This window comes from Acinetobacter sp. TAC-1, assembly GCF_029025845.1.
Lineage (GTDB): Bacteria > Pseudomonadota > Gammaproteobacteria > Pseudomonadales > Moraxellaceae > Acinetobacter > Acinetobacter guillouiae.
This window is the reverse complement of sequence record NZ_CP118892.1, coordinates 1,356,240-1,371,795: the sequence shown is the minus strand read 5'-3', so window position 1 is coordinate 1,371,795 and position 15,556 is coordinate 1,356,240. Positions and strand designations below refer to the sequence as shown.

The 15,556-nt window shown below is 38.2% G+C and carries 13 protein-coding genes; 3 read left to right on the top strand and 10 right to left on the bottom strand.

Annotation, left to right across the window (positions count from 1 at the left end):
- Window positions 1-4 precede the first annotated feature (4 nt).
- The 6 genes from PYV58_RS06330 to PYV58_RS06305 form a co-directional block, all read right to left on the bottom strand.
- Window positions 5-1,495, bottom strand: a complete 1,491-nt coding sequence (locus tag PYV58_RS06330) for an efflux RND transporter periplasmic adaptor subunit (RefSeq protein WP_004699726.1) — start codon at window positions 1,493-1,495, stop codon at window positions 5-7.
- On the bottom strand, window positions 1,495-2,799 hold the full coding sequence (locus tag PYV58_RS06325) for a TolC family protein (RefSeq protein ID WP_004699724.1): 1,305 nt from the start codon (window positions 2,797-2,799) through the stop codon (window positions 1,495-1,497). The genes PYV58_RS06330 and PYV58_RS06325 overlap by 1 nt, the downstream gene beginning before the upstream one ends.
- Window positions 2,800-2,879: 80 nt before the next feature.
- The gene (locus tag PYV58_RS06320; RefSeq protein WP_004699723.1) at window positions 2,880-3,284 is read right to left on the bottom strand and encodes a hypothetical protein; all 405 of its coding nucleotides are present in this window, start codon (window positions 3,282-3,284) and stop codon (window positions 2,880-2,882) included.
- Between the two features lie 125 nt (window positions 3,285-3,409).
- Entirely contained in the window at window positions 3,410-5,239 is a 1,830-nt protein-coding gene (locus PYV58_RS06315) for a ferrous iron transporter B (protein WP_004699721.1), read from the bottom strand.
- Window positions 5,229-5,486: a FeoA family protein gene (locus PYV58_RS06310; protein WP_004699719.1), complete on the bottom strand. Its 258-nt coding sequence runs from the start codon at window positions 5,484-5,486 to the stop codon at window positions 5,229-5,231. The genes PYV58_RS06315 and PYV58_RS06310 overlap by 11 nt, the downstream gene beginning before the upstream one ends.
- 10 nt (window positions 5,487-5,496) lie before the next feature.
- Complete coding sequence (locus PYV58_RS06305) at window positions 5,497-6,777, bottom strand: cation diffusion facilitator family transporter (RefSeq protein WP_004699717.1); 1,281 nt, start codon at window positions 6,775-6,777, stop codon at window positions 5,497-5,499.
- 84 nt (window positions 6,778-6,861) lie between these two features.
- On the opposite strand from PYV58_RS06305, the gene cadR reads away from it, so the two are divergent.
- Window positions 6,862-7,266: a Cd(II)/Pb(II)-responsive transcriptional regulator gene (gene cadR / locus PYV58_RS06300; RefSeq protein ID WP_004699715.1), complete on the top strand. Its 405-nt coding sequence runs from the start codon at window positions 6,862-6,864 to the stop codon at window positions 7,264-7,266.
- 49 nt (window positions 7,267-7,315) lie between these two features.
- On the opposite strand, the gene PYV58_RS06295 is transcribed toward cadR, so the two are convergent.
- The 3 genes from PYV58_RS06295 to PYV58_RS06285 all read right to left on the bottom strand — a co-directional run bounded on the left by PYV58_RS06295 (window position 7,316) and on the right by PYV58_RS06285 (window position 10,681).
- Window positions 7,316-8,200: a copper resistance protein B gene (locus PYV58_RS06295; RefSeq protein ID WP_004801527.1), complete on the bottom strand. Its 885-nt coding sequence runs from the start codon at window positions 8,198-8,200 to the stop codon at window positions 7,316-7,318.
- The gene (locus PYV58_RS06290; RefSeq protein WP_110925063.1) at window positions 8,187-10,241 is read right to left on the bottom strand and encodes a multicopper oxidase domain-containing protein; all 2,055 of its coding nucleotides are present in this window, start codon (window positions 10,239-10,241) and stop codon (window positions 8,187-8,189) included. The genes PYV58_RS06295 and PYV58_RS06290 overlap by 14 nt, the downstream gene beginning before the upstream one ends.
- Before the next feature lie 89 nt (window positions 10,242-10,330).
- Window positions 10,331-10,681 carry a hypothetical protein gene (locus PYV58_RS06285; protein WP_004801531.1) on the bottom strand — a complete coding sequence of 117 codons (351 nt, stop codon included), beginning with the start codon at window positions 10,679-10,681 and terminating at the stop codon, window positions 10,331-10,333.
- Window positions 10,682-10,831: 150 nt separating this feature from the next.
- Here PYV58_RS06285 and PYV58_RS06280 point away from each other — a divergent pair, with 150 nt between their 5' ends.
- The gene (locus tag PYV58_RS06280) at window positions 10,832-11,515 is read left to right on the top strand and encodes a heavy metal response regulator transcription factor (protein ID WP_004722337.1); all 684 of its coding nucleotides are present in this window, start codon (window positions 10,832-10,834) and stop codon (window positions 11,513-11,515) included.
- Window positions 11,505-12,881, top strand: coding sequence for a heavy metal sensor histidine kinase (locus PYV58_RS06275; protein WP_004801537.1), 1,377 nt, complete (start codon window positions 11,505-11,507; stop codon window positions 12,879-12,881). Before PYV58_RS06280 ends, PYV58_RS06275 begins: the two co-directional genes overlap by 11 nt.
- A 78-nt stretch (window positions 12,882-12,959) precedes the next feature.
- On the opposite strand, the gene PYV58_RS06270 is transcribed toward PYV58_RS06275, so the two are convergent.
- Window positions 12,960-15,323 carry a heavy metal translocating P-type ATPase gene (locus PYV58_RS06270; RefSeq protein ID WP_004801539.1) on the bottom strand — a complete coding sequence of 788 codons (2,364 nt, stop codon included), beginning with the start codon at window positions 15,321-15,323 and terminating at the stop codon, window positions 12,960-12,962.
- Window positions 15,324-15,556: the final 233 nt, after the last annotated feature.

The following is a 15,556-nucleotide window of genomic DNA, read 5'->3' as shown; positions in this document are numbered from 1 at the left end:
CCGTTTAGTTCTGCATAGATGTCATAGACATCTTGGAAATGTCAGAAATAACATAAGCATCCCCAACACGTGTAAAACGAAAACTGACCTGCTCGCCTTGCTGAATTTGGGTAAATGGTTGTACTGGTTGTTTAAAGCTCATGGTCATAGCCCCCCACCCCAATTCAGCAATTGCATGATGTGAAATGGTAATGTCTTGAGCTGTAACTTTTTCCACTTTACCAATGCCTTGGTATATTGATGCCTTAGTCACTTGAGATGATGTAATCGATTGTCCAGTGTTCAGCTTATCCAGTACACCCTGTAAATTGGCCTCAGAATCAATTAGGAATTGTCCCGAAATCACGATTTTCTGACCAGCGTTCAAACCCTGTAGAATTGCTATTTTATTTCCGTCACTCTGTCCTAACTGTACAACAACAGGTTCGAAACGCCCTTTTTCATGTGCGACAATAATAATATTACGAGTACCTGTACGTATAACAGCTTGCTCTGGCACAACTAAACTGCTTTGAGGATTGTTGGAAAATTTGACAGAAGCAAACATTCCGGGCTTGAGTTGCCCCTCTCTATTGGGTAACTCAATACGAACTTTTATGGTTCTGCTTGTAGTATCTAATGTCGGTAAAATATCAATGACTTTGCCAGACACTTTTTGAGGGTACGCAGCAAAAGTTGCTTCGATTTTATCTCCTCGCTTTATCCCAGCAATTTGCGTTTCAGGCACTGCTGCTTCTAACCAAATTGGATTCACGCCTTTAATGGTGGCAAGTGTTTGCCCCATAGCTAAAGCCATTCCACTACGAACTTCTAGTGAGTCAATGAATCCACTCAAAGGAGCACTCAAAGTCATATTAGACTGTACTTGATGTGTCCGTTCGACTTGATGGATCACATTTGGTGGGATTCCCAGAAGCTGTAGGCGTTGTCGACTTGCTTGAATAAGAGAACGGTCTCCTATTTTAAGTACTGCCAAAAACTCAGTCTGTTCCCCAGTCCACTCAGGGATTGAAATATCAGCAATCGGACTCCCTTGAGTCACTATATCCCCGACTGCATGGCCATAAACACGCTGAACAAAACCACTTGCTCGTGTTTGCAGAATTGCTACCTGTCGTTCATTCGCTTGTAATATGCCATTGGTTAACAAGGTATTGCCCATTACAGCCTGTTCGACTGTGGCATAACGAATGGCTAGATTTTGTTGAAGAGCTGGATCAATCTTTACTCCTGCACTTTCAGTTATTCCAGAAGTACTTTCATCCGCATACTTAGGGACTAACTGCATATCCATAAAAGGGGATTTCCCTGGCTTATCAAAATGCTGTTCTGGTTTCATTGGATCGTACCAGTACAACACTTTAGCAGTTGCCTGATCACTTACAGTTTGCTTTTCATCATTTTGATGCGCATACCAATATCCAATCCCACTACCGACTCCCAAGCTGCCCACAATCAAGCCAGCAATTACAAATGCCAATTTATTTTTTAACATTATCTTGACTCCTCAGCATGGTTTAAGGTGGGTTCTACAAAAGAAAAATAGAGCTGGGCTTTGATAATTGCTTGCTGTTGTTGTAAATCGATGAGACGTAATCGCTGATTTAGTAATGCTTGTCGTGTCTCAATGACATCTGACAAATTGGCTTTACCAGCCTGATAACTTGCTAACTGTAAAGTTACTTTTTCTTTAGCCAAAGGAAGTGTACTTTGAACGGTACGTTGGATTTGTCTTTCAAGAGCTTTTAAATCCGATAGCCCCTCATCTAACATGGTGAGATGGTCGCGGTATTTTATCTCCTGATCTGCTGTAATCCGATTTTGTTCAGCTAATGCTGCCTGAATGAGCGGACCACTACGTTTTTTTGAAAATATTGGTAGTTCTGTTGTCAGTTGTACACCAATCATATCTCCAAATTCAGGAGCACGATGCTGATAGGCAAGCTCAATACCCCAATCTGGTTTTTGAAGGGCTTGGGCTTGCTTAAGCTTTGCTTCAACAGTTTGCTTTTCTGCTTGGAATGCTTTTAGTTCAGGGTGTTGATGCAGATGATGATATAAACGTGATGTATCAAAATTAATTATAGGTTCTTGAGTAGGCAAACTTTCTATTTCAGTTGTACCACTAGAATCCTCACTGATTAATCGGTGTAATTCTAGTTTTGCCTTATTTATATCTCGAAGCAAATCATCTTTTTGATCAAGCAAAATAGTTTTGTCCAGCCTAGGGGAAATTGTATTAGCAACCATGGTTCGACCAGACGCAACCTGTGTTTGTGTAATCTGGGATAGCAATCCATTTTCTGAAAGAAGGTCATCATATAACGCCAGTTTACGCTCAAGATAAAAACGTTTAAGCCATGCCGATGCTACTTTTTGACGTAACTCAATTCGCAGAATTTCTGTTTGAGCATTTGCTGAACCCAATTCAGCTTTTGCTAATTCAACTTCAGCTAATCTTTTGGCACGATTTGGAAAATCTTGCATGATGCCAATCTTTTGCATCGTCATCCCCTCTTGTGTGACAGACCATGCAGCATCACCTGATACAGGGTAATTATCGAGACCCACAAATAGTTTAGGATTGGGCAAAATACCTGAAGCTGAAACTATATTCTCAGCACCTTCAATCTGAGCACTATTAGCTCTTAGAGCAGGCGCATATCGCTCAGCAAGCTTCAATGCTGTATCCAAAGTCAGTGGCTGGGCATAAGCATGTCCATAACTCAAGAAAAAACAGATCGTCGCAATCGAGCATCCACCCCATTTTAGGGACAGCTTTCCTTTATTAAAGTTCATATTTTTAGCTCTAAAATGATGTACACGCGCACGTGCAGAACACCCATAGAAAACTCTATGAATGATGAAGAATCATCAAATTAGTTAAAGCGTGGGGGTTTCCATAAATTGGAAAGATCAGATGAGATGAAATTTTGATTTAATGGAGAAAAAGTAGACTGTTCCGCAGGTAAAAAAATCATCGACTGCAAAACATCCAGCGCTGTAGATGTATATGCAATTTTAGAAAATGACATAATACAATCTTGCTTAGACATACATGATGGATCATGTAATTGCTTCTTAATCTTTACCTCAGCTTTCATACAATCCATGTGCATAGCACTTGCTTTTTCATGATCTTCAGAATTCATCATTTGCATGGATTGTGTATCTTGAGATGACATTAAACATGGGCTATGTACAGATGCAGCAGCTGCTGCCGATCCTACAATTAGGATAGCAAAAGATAAAAACAGCGATAAGCATGTCCTTAACAAGTGCATAACATCAAGACCAAAATTTAACCTTTTTAGTTTTACAGATTATCCTGTAAATAACAATCCTATAATTAATTAAACTAATTCATTAAACAGCGGTTGTTGGTTTATATCAACAACCGCCTTCTAAATTAAAACCGACTTATAACTTGATAAGTTATAAAGGAAAATAAATAAGCCAATGAAAAGAGATATACAGCCATTACGACTGGTTGTTTCCAACTCCCTGTTTCTCTTCGAATGGTCGCTAGTGTTGCTAAACAATGCGGGGCAAAGATAAACCAAACTAACAATGACATACCTGTCGCTAGCCCCCATCCATCCGGACCAGATATTTGAGATAATAAAGTCTGGGTAACTGCATCTTCATCACCAGACATTGCATAGATCACCCCTAACGCAGCAATAATCACTTCACGAGCTGCCATTGCAGGAATCAAAGCAATACAAATTTCCCAAGTAAATCCAATCGGAGCAAATATTGGATGGATTAGATGCCCTAACTGTCCAGCAATACTATAATTGATTGGTGGCATTGTTGGATTATCAGGTGGTAAAGGGAACGTTACCAAGAACCATAATAAAATAGAAAGTGCGACAATAATTCCACCAACTCTTTTTAAGAATATAGTTGCTCTATCATAAAGCCCCAAAGCTACATTTCGAACATCTGGAATACGGTATGTAGGTAATTCAAAAATGAAAATACTTTCAGTTTTATCTTTTCTGACTAATTTCAGGAATAAAGAAACCAATAAAGCGGATACGATTCCTGACATGTAAAGCCCGAACAGAACTAGACCTTGTAAACTGAGCCAACCATAAACCAACTTGTTTGGAATGAATGCAGCGATCAGCAAAGCATATACAGGTAGTCGTGCAGAACACGTCATTAAAGGTGCAATCATAATCGTTGCTAAACGATCTCTTTCAGAGCTAATACTTCTAGTCGCCATGACTCCGGGAATTGCACAAGCAAAGCTCGAAAGTAGTGGAATAAATGAACGCCCACTTAAACCAGCTTTAGACATCAGCTTATCTAACAAAAAAGCAGCTCTAGGTAAGTATCCCGATTCTTCTAAAATTAAAATAAAGAAAAATAAGATCAGAATTTGAGGCATGTACGCGAGTACACTACCAGCACCTGCAATTACACCATCAACGACCAAACTTCTTAAAAGTGGATGAGTAATCAGAGGTCCTATCGCCCCACCAAACCATGAAATCGAATCCTCAACAAAGGAAATTAACGGTTGAGCCCAAATAAAGACAGCCTGAAACATTACAAACATGGTAAAGGTCAATATTAATAATCCAAAAACTGGATGTAAGAATATTTTGTCCAAGAAAGCCGTTCGTTTATCACCATTATCATTTTTCAAGATGACTTGTTTTGTAATATATTTGATTTGGTCAAAGTGACTCAGATCAGAATGATAAGGGGCAACAAACAAATTCTTTTGATCCAATTGGGTCAATAGCCCCTGAATGCCTTTTGTTTTTACAGCTACTGACTCAACAACAGGAATACCTAAAAGCTGAGATAGCTTCGTTGTATCAATTGAAATCCCACGCTTTCTAACCTCATCCATCATGTTAAGAACAAGTAACATTGGTCTGTTTAAAGCCCTGACTTCAAGTACAAGACTTAAATGAAGATGAAGATTCGTAGCATCGACAACACATACAAAAATATCAGGTATAACTTCGCCTTTTAATTCACCAAAGCATACTGCTCTAGTTACCTCCTCATCTAAACTGCTCGGTTTTAAACTATAAGTCCCAGGCAAATCCAATACTCGAACGGTATCACCAGATGGCAGTTTAAAAAATCCCTCTTTCCGTTCTACCGTTACCCCAGCATAATTTGCAACTTTTTGACGAGTCCCTGTGAGGGTGTTAAAAAGTGATGTTTTACCGCAATTAGGATTACCAACAAGTGCAATATTTTTAGTGTCCATTGGTAATCTCTACAAAAATTCGTTCTGCTTCATTTTTTCTTAAGGCGAAACGTGAGGTTTCGATTTGAACCAACACAGGATCACCACCAAAAAGCCCTTTCGCAAGCACTTGTAAGGATTCACCTACTCTAAAGCCCAGCAGTTCTAAACGCTCCAGAACAGGATCATTTTTATCTTGATACTGTTCACCCTTTTTAAGATCAATGATTTTTACAGTCTGGTCTTGCTTTACTTGAAATAAATTCATTGTCAGCACCCTACTTCAACGCCAAAATTTTTCGAGCGCCATTCAGTACAAACAGTGAAACAAGAATACCAATAATCAAATCTGGGTAAGCTGAACCAGTCCATGCAACAAGTACACCTGCTAAAATAACCCCCATATTTACTATTACGTCATTAGCTGAAAAGATCCAACTCGCTTTCATATGGGCTCCGCCATCTCTATGCCCAGAAATGAGATACAAGCACGTCACATTGGCAATAAGTGCTAAGAAGCCAATAATGATCATCAAATCTGACTCTGGTTCACTACCGAACATGAAACGTCTGACAACATCAATAATAACGATCAAAGCTAATAAAAGTTGAATCCATCCTGCAAAATGAGCTGCTTTTAATTGGTATTTAGCCGCTTTCCCTACCGCGTAAAGTGCTATACCGTAAACGGCCGCATCAGCAAACATATCAAGAGAGTCCGCAATGAGCCCCGTCGATGCGGCAATAATTCCACTTATGAACTCAATAAAAAAAAGAACACCATTAATCGCTAGTAATAATTTAAGGACTTTCGCCTGCTTAGTCGGATCTGGTGTTTCAGGCAATTCCCCAGTGGCTTTTACTGTTTCCACGAGCTTTGCACCAAAACCTAGGGCTTCAAGTTTTGTGGTAATTTCATTAATCCCATTGGTATGGAAAACAACTAACTGTCTTTGCGCCAAATCAAAAGATAAACCTTTAACTTCATGCAAGGGAGAAAGTGCCATTCTTACCATTTGCTCTTCTGCCGAACAATCCATCTTCGGAATCAGAAAAGTACTAGCTTCTTGTGCTTGTTCTTTATTTTCATAAGCTTCAGTTTTATTTAATTTTGCCCCAAATCCAAGAGCTTCAAGTTTTGCAGTGATTTCATTACTTTCACCATTATGCAGAACTTTTAGGTTTCGGTTCGGCAAATCAAAAACCAAGCTCTTAACATCTACCAATGAAGATAAAGTCATCCGAACCATTTGTTCCTCTGCGGAACAATCCATTTTCGGGATGCTATAGTCACTGATGAAAGTCGCTGTATCTTCACTCCCCCTAATCTTTTCAGGTGAAGTTATCGAATCCGAACCACAGCATGAATTCGACTGCTTACTACCGCATGAATCTTTTTCATCAGGGTTAGGTTCTTGCTGTACCTCATTATCGCAACAAGAACTTTCACTTTCTTCTGTAGCTAAATCTTTAATTTTACAAGAATCTGTTTTTGATTCATTTTGTTTTTGCTTAGTGTCTTCACAAGAACTTTCTTGATTACAACCGCAACCACTCATTGATGTGCCTATAGTCATATCTTCACGTATTGCATATTAAAATCCCTATAGCTACTATAGAGTCAATAGATCAGGTGACTTGAAATGAACTTAAAAATTGGTGAATTATCTCAGCTATCCGGTTGCCCTGTTGTTACAATACGGTTTTATGAAAAAGAAGCTTTATTACTAGCCCCTAATCGTTCGGAAGCTAATTATCGACTTTATAACAAAGACCACTTAGAGCGACTTCTATTTATTCTTAATTGCCGAACTTTGAATATGAGCTTGGACGAAATAAAAATTTTATTAGCATACAAAGACAAACCTTGTGGAAACTGTAGTTCTATTAACATCTTAGTTGATAAACATATTCATCAATTAGAGCAGAATATCCAAAAACAGATTCAGCTTAAGCAACAACTTTCTGATTTAAGAAGCAAATGCTCTGGTTTTTTGGAAATTAACTCTTGTAAAGTACTTGAAGGGTTATCCGTAAGTTTAAAATAATTAAGAATGAATAATGGAATATCACCATTATTCATTCTTAATAAAATATTTAGAAAACTAATTCAATACCTGCCCCGTATAACCACCCCTTTTCAGAATTTGTAGCTTCTTGAAAAGTTGTTAATTTCTGTCCTTTTTCATATTGATAAGCGACATCAACAAATGGTCTTATACGCTTATTAATCTCGTAACGAGTTTTTAGACCTGTCTTTAACTCAGACAAACCTGACTTTGTAGCAAAATCAGAATTATCATTAAACACAATATCTGCTGCAATATATGGCTGAGTAATTAGCTTTTGAGTGAGTAATAGATCTCGATCAAACTCAAAACTGGCTCCCCAAAAATTATTTTCACCACCATAAAGGTAGGCTTTTGTCTCAAAGAAATAAGGTGCAAGGCCTAATAATCCAATAACGCCATCAATGCGATTACTATTACGGTTATTTTTGTCCTCACTATACCTTACCCCAGCTTGTACATCCCAAAATGGTGCAACATTTCTACTGTAAAGAGCTGATACATCATATTTGGGATCATTACTCTCCGCTTTATTCATATTAGCTTCAACAAACATTCGATTTTCATCTGTTCCAATCAATGCCTCGAAACTCGAACCTAAGCTGCCCTTTCCATCTTTATCAACTATCCACTCATTGGAAAATTTAGTTGTCTGATAAATTTGCCCACCATGCTCGTTCATATGATTTTGGCTAAAAGCTAAAGTTTCAGACCCTTTGCTGTTTGAAGACTTTTGATCAGTATTACGTTCAACATAGCCTAATCCGCCTGATTCGCGTAAAAGCACACTCATACTTGACGTACTCTTATTTAGATTTTCAGTCGAATTATCATTCGCAAATGCCATACCCGCTAAGCCAATTAAAGCAACAGATAAAATTGTTTTTGAATATAACTGTTTAGTGATGTGCATGTTGATTCACTCCCTCATGGCTAGTTTGAGGTTGGGCAACGATACTTTTCGTATCATCATCATTGCTATCTACATTTGCCACAATGAGTTTGTTCATCATTCCAGCTGCCATGTGATATAACAAATGGCAGTGGATAGCCCATTCACCCAATTCATCAGCAGTAAGTAAAGTTGTAACTGTTTTCCCCGGTGGCACAATGATCGTGTGTTTATTTGGCATATTACTTGGATCTTGACCATTTTCAAGCTGCATAAACATACCGTGCAAGTGCATTGGGTGAGCCATCATACTGTCATTCACAAATTTCAAGCGTATACGTTCCCCGTATTTCACTTTGAATGGTTCTGTTTCATTAAACTTCTTACCATTAATTGTCCAAATATAGCGCTCCATGTTCCCACCAAGACGGATTTCCATTTCACGTTCAGGGGCACGAGTATCTGGTTGAGGCTTTAAAGATTGTAAGTCACTATATTGAAGTGCTTTTTGACCAACAGGTGTTGAAGCATTTGCCCAGCCATATACAACATCACCATTCTTTTCTTGTGTAGGTGCATTAGATGTAGTCATTTGCATGCCATGGTTCATACCTGACATAGATTGATCTTTTGAGCTGTCTGTCATAGACGACATATCGTGATCCATGCCTTTCATTGAAGACATGTCATGGTTCATTCCAGACATTGACTGATCTTTTGAGCTGTCTGTCATAGACGACATATCGTGATCCATGCCTTTCATTGAAGACATGTCATGGTTCATTCCAGACATTGACTGATCTTTTGAGCTGTCTGTCATAGATGACATATCGTGATCCATACCTTTCATTGAAGACATGTCATGGTTCATTCCAGACATTGACTGATCTTTTGAGCTGTCTGTCATAGGCGACATATCATGATCCATGCCTTTCATTGAAGACATGTCGTGATTCATGCCCGCCATAGAAGACATATCATGCCCCATCCCCATATCTTCCATAGTTAATAAAGAACGAGGACGTGACTTCGGCATTTTGATTTGATTTATTGGAGGAGTATTCTCATCATGTAAGGAACCAACTGAAAAACCACTCCTATCAATTGATTCTGCTTCAATTTGATAATTTGATTGTTTGGGTTCTACAATAACATCATACGTTTCAGCCGTCCCTATTCTGAATTCATCAACCGGAACAGGTTTCACTGGTTGCCCATCTGCACTGACTACCGTCATTTTCAAGTTAGGGATTCTGACGTCAAAGAATGACATTGCTGAGGCATTAATAAACCGAAGACGTACTTTTTCACCCGTCTTAAAATTACCAGTCCAATTTTGTTCTGGAGTCTTACCATTCATCAAAAAAGTATATTTTGTCACATCAGACATATCTGTCTTGAGCATTCGCATCTGGTTCCACATCGAACGGTCTTGCCATGTTGCTTTTAAACCATCTTTTTTAATTTGTTTAAAAACATCAAAAACAGTTTCACGACGGTTCTGATAATAGTCAGCTTCTTTCTTTAGATTATTCATGATTTTATCACTAGTTGAATCATGAAAATCTGAAAGTAATACGACATAATCCTTATCTGTTTTCTCAGCTACAGTTAAAGGTGTCCTATTTTTGGGGTAAATGACTAACGGACCATACAAGCCCTCTTGTTCTTGACCTTTACTATGCGAATGATACCAATAGGTACCATTTTGGCGTACCTTAAACTTATATTCGTAGGTCTTATTAGGGGCAATACCGTCAAACTGATTAAATCCGGGTACGCCATCCATGATGCCCGGTAGAATTAACCCGTGCCAATGAATAGAAGAATCTTGTTTTTTTAGCTTGTTATGGACACGAATAATAGCATCATCACCTTCCTCAAACTCAAGAAGAGGTGCAACAAATTTCCCATTAACCGTAATTCGTTTTAAAGGCTTACCTGTGATATTCACCGTTTGCTCAGCGATTGTTAAATCATATTCTTTAACTGCTGCCACAACCCAAGTTGATGAAAATAAACCGACTCCTATTAAAAGGACATGCGTTAATTTTGTAGACATTTATTTCACCTATCTAATATAAGGATGGGAGAATCAAGCAAACCTATTATTCGCTTTAATTTCCCCCGATCTTTCATTTATCGTATTTGTTATTTATTTGATGTATTTGACATGTTCATCTTTGAGTGGTCCATGTTCATCATACTGGAATTATCCATATTACTCATTTTAGATTGCCCCATATTCATCATCTTAGAATGATCCATCTGAGACATATCCGTCATGTTACCATGCTCATGCTGACTATGATCCTGTTGGGTTTTATCATCATTCTTCATATTACAAGGTTTTTGACATTTCTCTTGCGTCTTTGAATCGGCTTTAATTTCAGACACAACTGTAGTTCCTTGTTTCACATCTGCTGCCCAAGACTGAGTTCCTACAATTAAAGTACCAACACACATAAGAGTGGTTAAGCTACGGCTGAATAGAGTTTTCATGTTTTGCTCCAAAAATTAACTTTATGTAAATACCTTAAAGGCCTTCACTAAACATCTATGTGACATGAAAATGACATTTTTGTAATCTACAACGAATCACGTATTTATAACGTTATTATGTTCTTAATGAGTGATATGGGATTTTTATCAATGAGAATCTTACTAGTTGAAGATGAACAAAAAACCGGTGACTACCTTAAACAAGGTCTATCTGAAGCTGGGTATATAACGGATTGGGTAACGGATGGATTATCTGGTAAACATCAAGCGCTTTCCGAAGAATATGACCTCATCATTTTAGATGTGATGCTTCCAAAGCTAGATGGTTGGGATATCATTTATGATATCCGAAAAAGTGGCAAAACTATGCCTATTCTTTTTCTTTCAGCACGTGATCAAATTGAAGATCGTGTGAAAGGCTTGGATTTAGGTGCTGATGATTATCTAGTCAAGCCTTTTGCTTTTGCTGAGTTATTAGCACGAATTAAAAGCTTACTCCGACGGGGACAACAAAAAGAAGATAGTAACCTTATTACAATTGCTGATCTTGAACTTGATCTTCGTAAACGCCGCGTCACTCGCGCTGGGCAACGTATTGACTTAACAGCTAAAGAATTCGCGCTGATGGAATTATTTATGCGTAGACGTGGTGAGATATTACCTCGTACGCTCATTGCCTCTCAAATATGGGACATGAATTTTGATAGTGATACCAACGTTGTAGAAGTCGCTATCAAACGTTTGCGCAGTAAAATTGACAGTAATTTTAGCCCAAAGCTGATACAGAACATACGTGGAATGGGGTATGTTTTAGAGGTAGAAGATGACTCGTAAATTGTTTAATGCAATCAGCTTTCGTATAGCAATCATCTTTTCTCTTTCTACTGTTATCATCTTAATGATTATGGGGTTGGTTATTCACAAGCTCGTAATGCATCATTTTGAAGCTCAAGACCGAACTCAATTAGAAGGCAAAATTCAACTTATAGAGAATCTACTTGAACAGAACCCATCTAACTCTCAAGAACTAAATTTATATTTAAAAGATGCCTTAATTGGACATCACGATCTGATTGTTCAGATTGAACGTCCAACAGGTCAAGTTATTTTTAGCTCAGCACCATCAGTAATTCATCCCCAAGCACTCAACAAATCAAAACAAGATCCATGGCTTGAATGGAAAATTAAAAATAAGACTTATCGTGGCTTAATTTATAAAAAGACTTTTGATCATAATGACTCGTTTATATCAGCTCAGATTATTGTTGGAATCGATACCTCTGAGCATCTACATTTCTTAAATGACTTTAGACGTCAACTTTTATACATTGGATTTGTGGGTACAATTTGTTTAATGTTCTTAGGGTGGTTCGCAGCATGGCGAGGGCTACGTCCAGTACAACAAATGGCAAAAGTAGCAGAGGGTATCTCAGCCCAACATCTTTCTGAACGTTTAGAAGTCGAAAATACTCCAACCGAACTTAAATCACTGGCTGTCGCTTTTAATGATATGTTAGATCGGCTAGAAGCCGCAGTAGAAAAACTTTCAGATTTTTCATCTGATCTTGCTCATGAAATAAGAACACCTATTAACAATTTGATGACTCAAACTCAAGTATGTTTATCTCGTAGTCGAAATATTAATACTTATCAGGAAGTTCTATTTTCAAATTTAGAAGAGTTTGAGCATTTAGCTCGCATGGTCTCTGATATGCTATTTTTGGCAAAAGCAGAACATGGTCTACATTTACCTAACCTACAACAGGTTAATTTAGTTAAAGAAGTTTCAGCATTATTTGATTTTTATGATGCTATCGCTGCTGAAAAGGGAATGTCACTCGAACAGAGTGGTTCAGGTAGTATAAAAGGTGATCCTTTAATGCTACGCCGCGCTTTAAGTAATTTGTTATCGAATGCAATTAAATATGGCAAATCAGATTCGGTCATCAAAATCACATGCCAACAAAACTTTGATACAACAACATTCATCATTGAAAATGAAAGCTCCCCACTATCATCAGAACAACTTAATCGGTTATTCGATCGTTTTTATCGAACAGATGTATCTAGACAGAGAGTTGAAGAAGGTACTGGCCTTGGTTTAGCAATTACCAAATCTATTCTTGATGTGCATGGAGCTTCCATTCAAGCGACTTATAACGAGGGACATATTTCTTTTAAAATTATCTTTAAAAATTAGTGATATCTCGGTTATTAAGCACTCATTCTAATGATGCTTACCACTCATTAACTTACGCTAATGAGTGGTAAGTCGTGATTATTTTTGATGACGTAATCGTAAGGCATTACCAATTACCGATGCTGAGCTTAGGCTCATTGCTAATGCAGCAATCATAGGCGAGAGTAACCAGCCAGTAAATGGATACAGTACACCAGCAGCCAAAGGGATACCTAATCCATTATAGAGGAAAGCAAACATCAAGTTTTGTTTCATATTTTTAACAGTTGCCTCTGATAAAGAACGAGCAATTTCAATACCACGTAAGTCACCTTTTACTAATGTAACTTGGGCACTATTCATTGCTACATCAGTACCCGTGCCCATTGCGATTCCAATATCAGCTTGAGCCAAGGCTGGTGCATCATTAATTCCATCACCAGCCATAGCAACAATTCTCCCTTCTTTTTGCAATTTTGTGACCAAATCTAATTTATCAGCAGGTTTAACCTCACCATAAACCTCACTAATTCCTAACTTAGCCCCAACTGATTTTGCTGTAGTTAGCCCATCACCTGTTGCCATGATGATTCTTAAACCTGAGTCTTCCAACGATAAAAGGGCCTCTGGAGTGCTTGCTTTGATTGGATCTGAAACTGCCAGAAGACCTAGCAGTTTTCCATCGGCTGCCAAATACATAACACTGGCACCTTCAGCTCTTAATACCTCTGCTTGTGGAATAAGAGTGTTAACAGATATCCCTAATTGCTTCATCAGTGCCGTATTGCCTAGCGCTAATTTTTGTCCGTTTATCTCTCCATTAACACCAATACCTGAACCTGATTCAAATGAAGTAGGTTTACTTAAAGTAAGATTTCGCTCACGGGCGGCACGTACAATTGCATTTGCTAAAGGATGCTCACTGCCCTGATCTAAACTCGCAGCTAAACGGAGGACTTCATTCTTTTCATATCCTGAAGTGGCTACTACTTTATTGAATGATGGTTGTCCTTCTGTCAAAGTTCCTGTTTTATCAATAATCAATGTATCAATTTTACGTAGATTCTCTATTGCGGCAGCGTCTCGAAAAAGTACTCCATTTGATGCACCTCGCCCTGTTGCTACCATAATTGACATTGGCGTAGCTAATCCCAAAGCACATGGGCATGCGATGATTAAAACAGCTACTGCATTGATTAATCCATAAACCCAACTAGGTTCAGGTCCGAATAGCCCCCACCCCAAAAAAGTTAGAACAGCAATACCTATAACCCCCATAACAAATCGTCCTGCAACATGATCCGCCATCCGCTGCATAGGTGCTTTTGAACGTTGAGCCTGAGCAACCATTTGCACGATTTGAGAAAGTACGGTTGATGATCCAACTTTTTCTGATCGCATCACCAATGAACCATTCATGTTCATTGTTGCACCAATGACTTGATCACCCACACGTTTTGTAACTGGCACAGGTTCACCAGTTAACATCGATTCATCTACAGAGCTTGAACCTTCTGTAATGACTCCATCAACAGGAACTTTTTCACCGGGGCGTATCCGTAATAAATCGCCTACGTGTACATGAGATAGTGGAATATCTTCTTCTATACCATCAACACTGATTTTTCTTGCTGTTTTAGGTGCTAGCCCAAGTAGGGATTTAATTGCCGCTGAAGTTTGGGAACGTGCTTTTAACTCTAGCACTTGACCTAACAATGTGAGAGAAATAATCGCTGCGGTCGCCTCAAAATACACAGCAACACGCCCCATAGATACAAATGAGTCTGGAAATACTTGAGGTACTATTGTTCCAACAAGGCTGTATATAAAAGCAGCTCCTGTACCTATTCCAATCAAGGTCCACATATTTGGACTCCGATTCCAGATTGACTGCCAACATCTCACAAAAAATGGCATTCCTGCCCACAAAACAATTGGTAAAGTCAGTACCAGTTCAATCCAGCTTTGCACCTGCATTTCGAACCAGTTCAATTGATGACCAAACATTGCTAAGAAAACTACAATAATGGTTAGCGGTAAGGTCCACCAAAATCTATGCTTAAAATTCTTGAGTTCTGGGTTTTCATCAGCGTCATCTAAGTCAGGAAGTAAAGGCTCTAACGACATACCACAGATCGGACAATTTCCCGCATGGTTCTGTCTAATTTCAGGATGCATTGGACAAGTGTATATCGTGAAGGTATTAACATGAGCAGGCTGATTAACTTCATTTGAATCCTCACCATCCCTCTTTTGTGGTTCTTTTAACGTAACTACATTCTCAACTTTAGTAATATAAAAATGAGGATCACTTTTAAACTTTATGTGGCATTTCTCACTACAAAAGTAAAAAGTTCTATTTTTAACTTCTTCATAAAACTTGGATGCTTCTGTAACTGTCATACCACAGACAGGGTCAGTAAGTCTGTTATTGAGTACTTTGTTTTCATGATGATGGTCCATAAAAGCCTCCTTCATATTTAATTTTTTAAATTAATAATTTCATTAAGATGGAAATAGACTCCCTCTTATTAGTTTGTTTAGTGATCATTGTTTTCTTTAAAGCCAGTGTACCACTTGTGGTTTTTTAATTTTTAAAATGACAAAAATGTAATTTTGAAGTCATCGGGATGTTTCTCTCATCCTTTAATAATAAGCATGAGAAAGGTGATGACCAAGCAACCAATTGATGCATT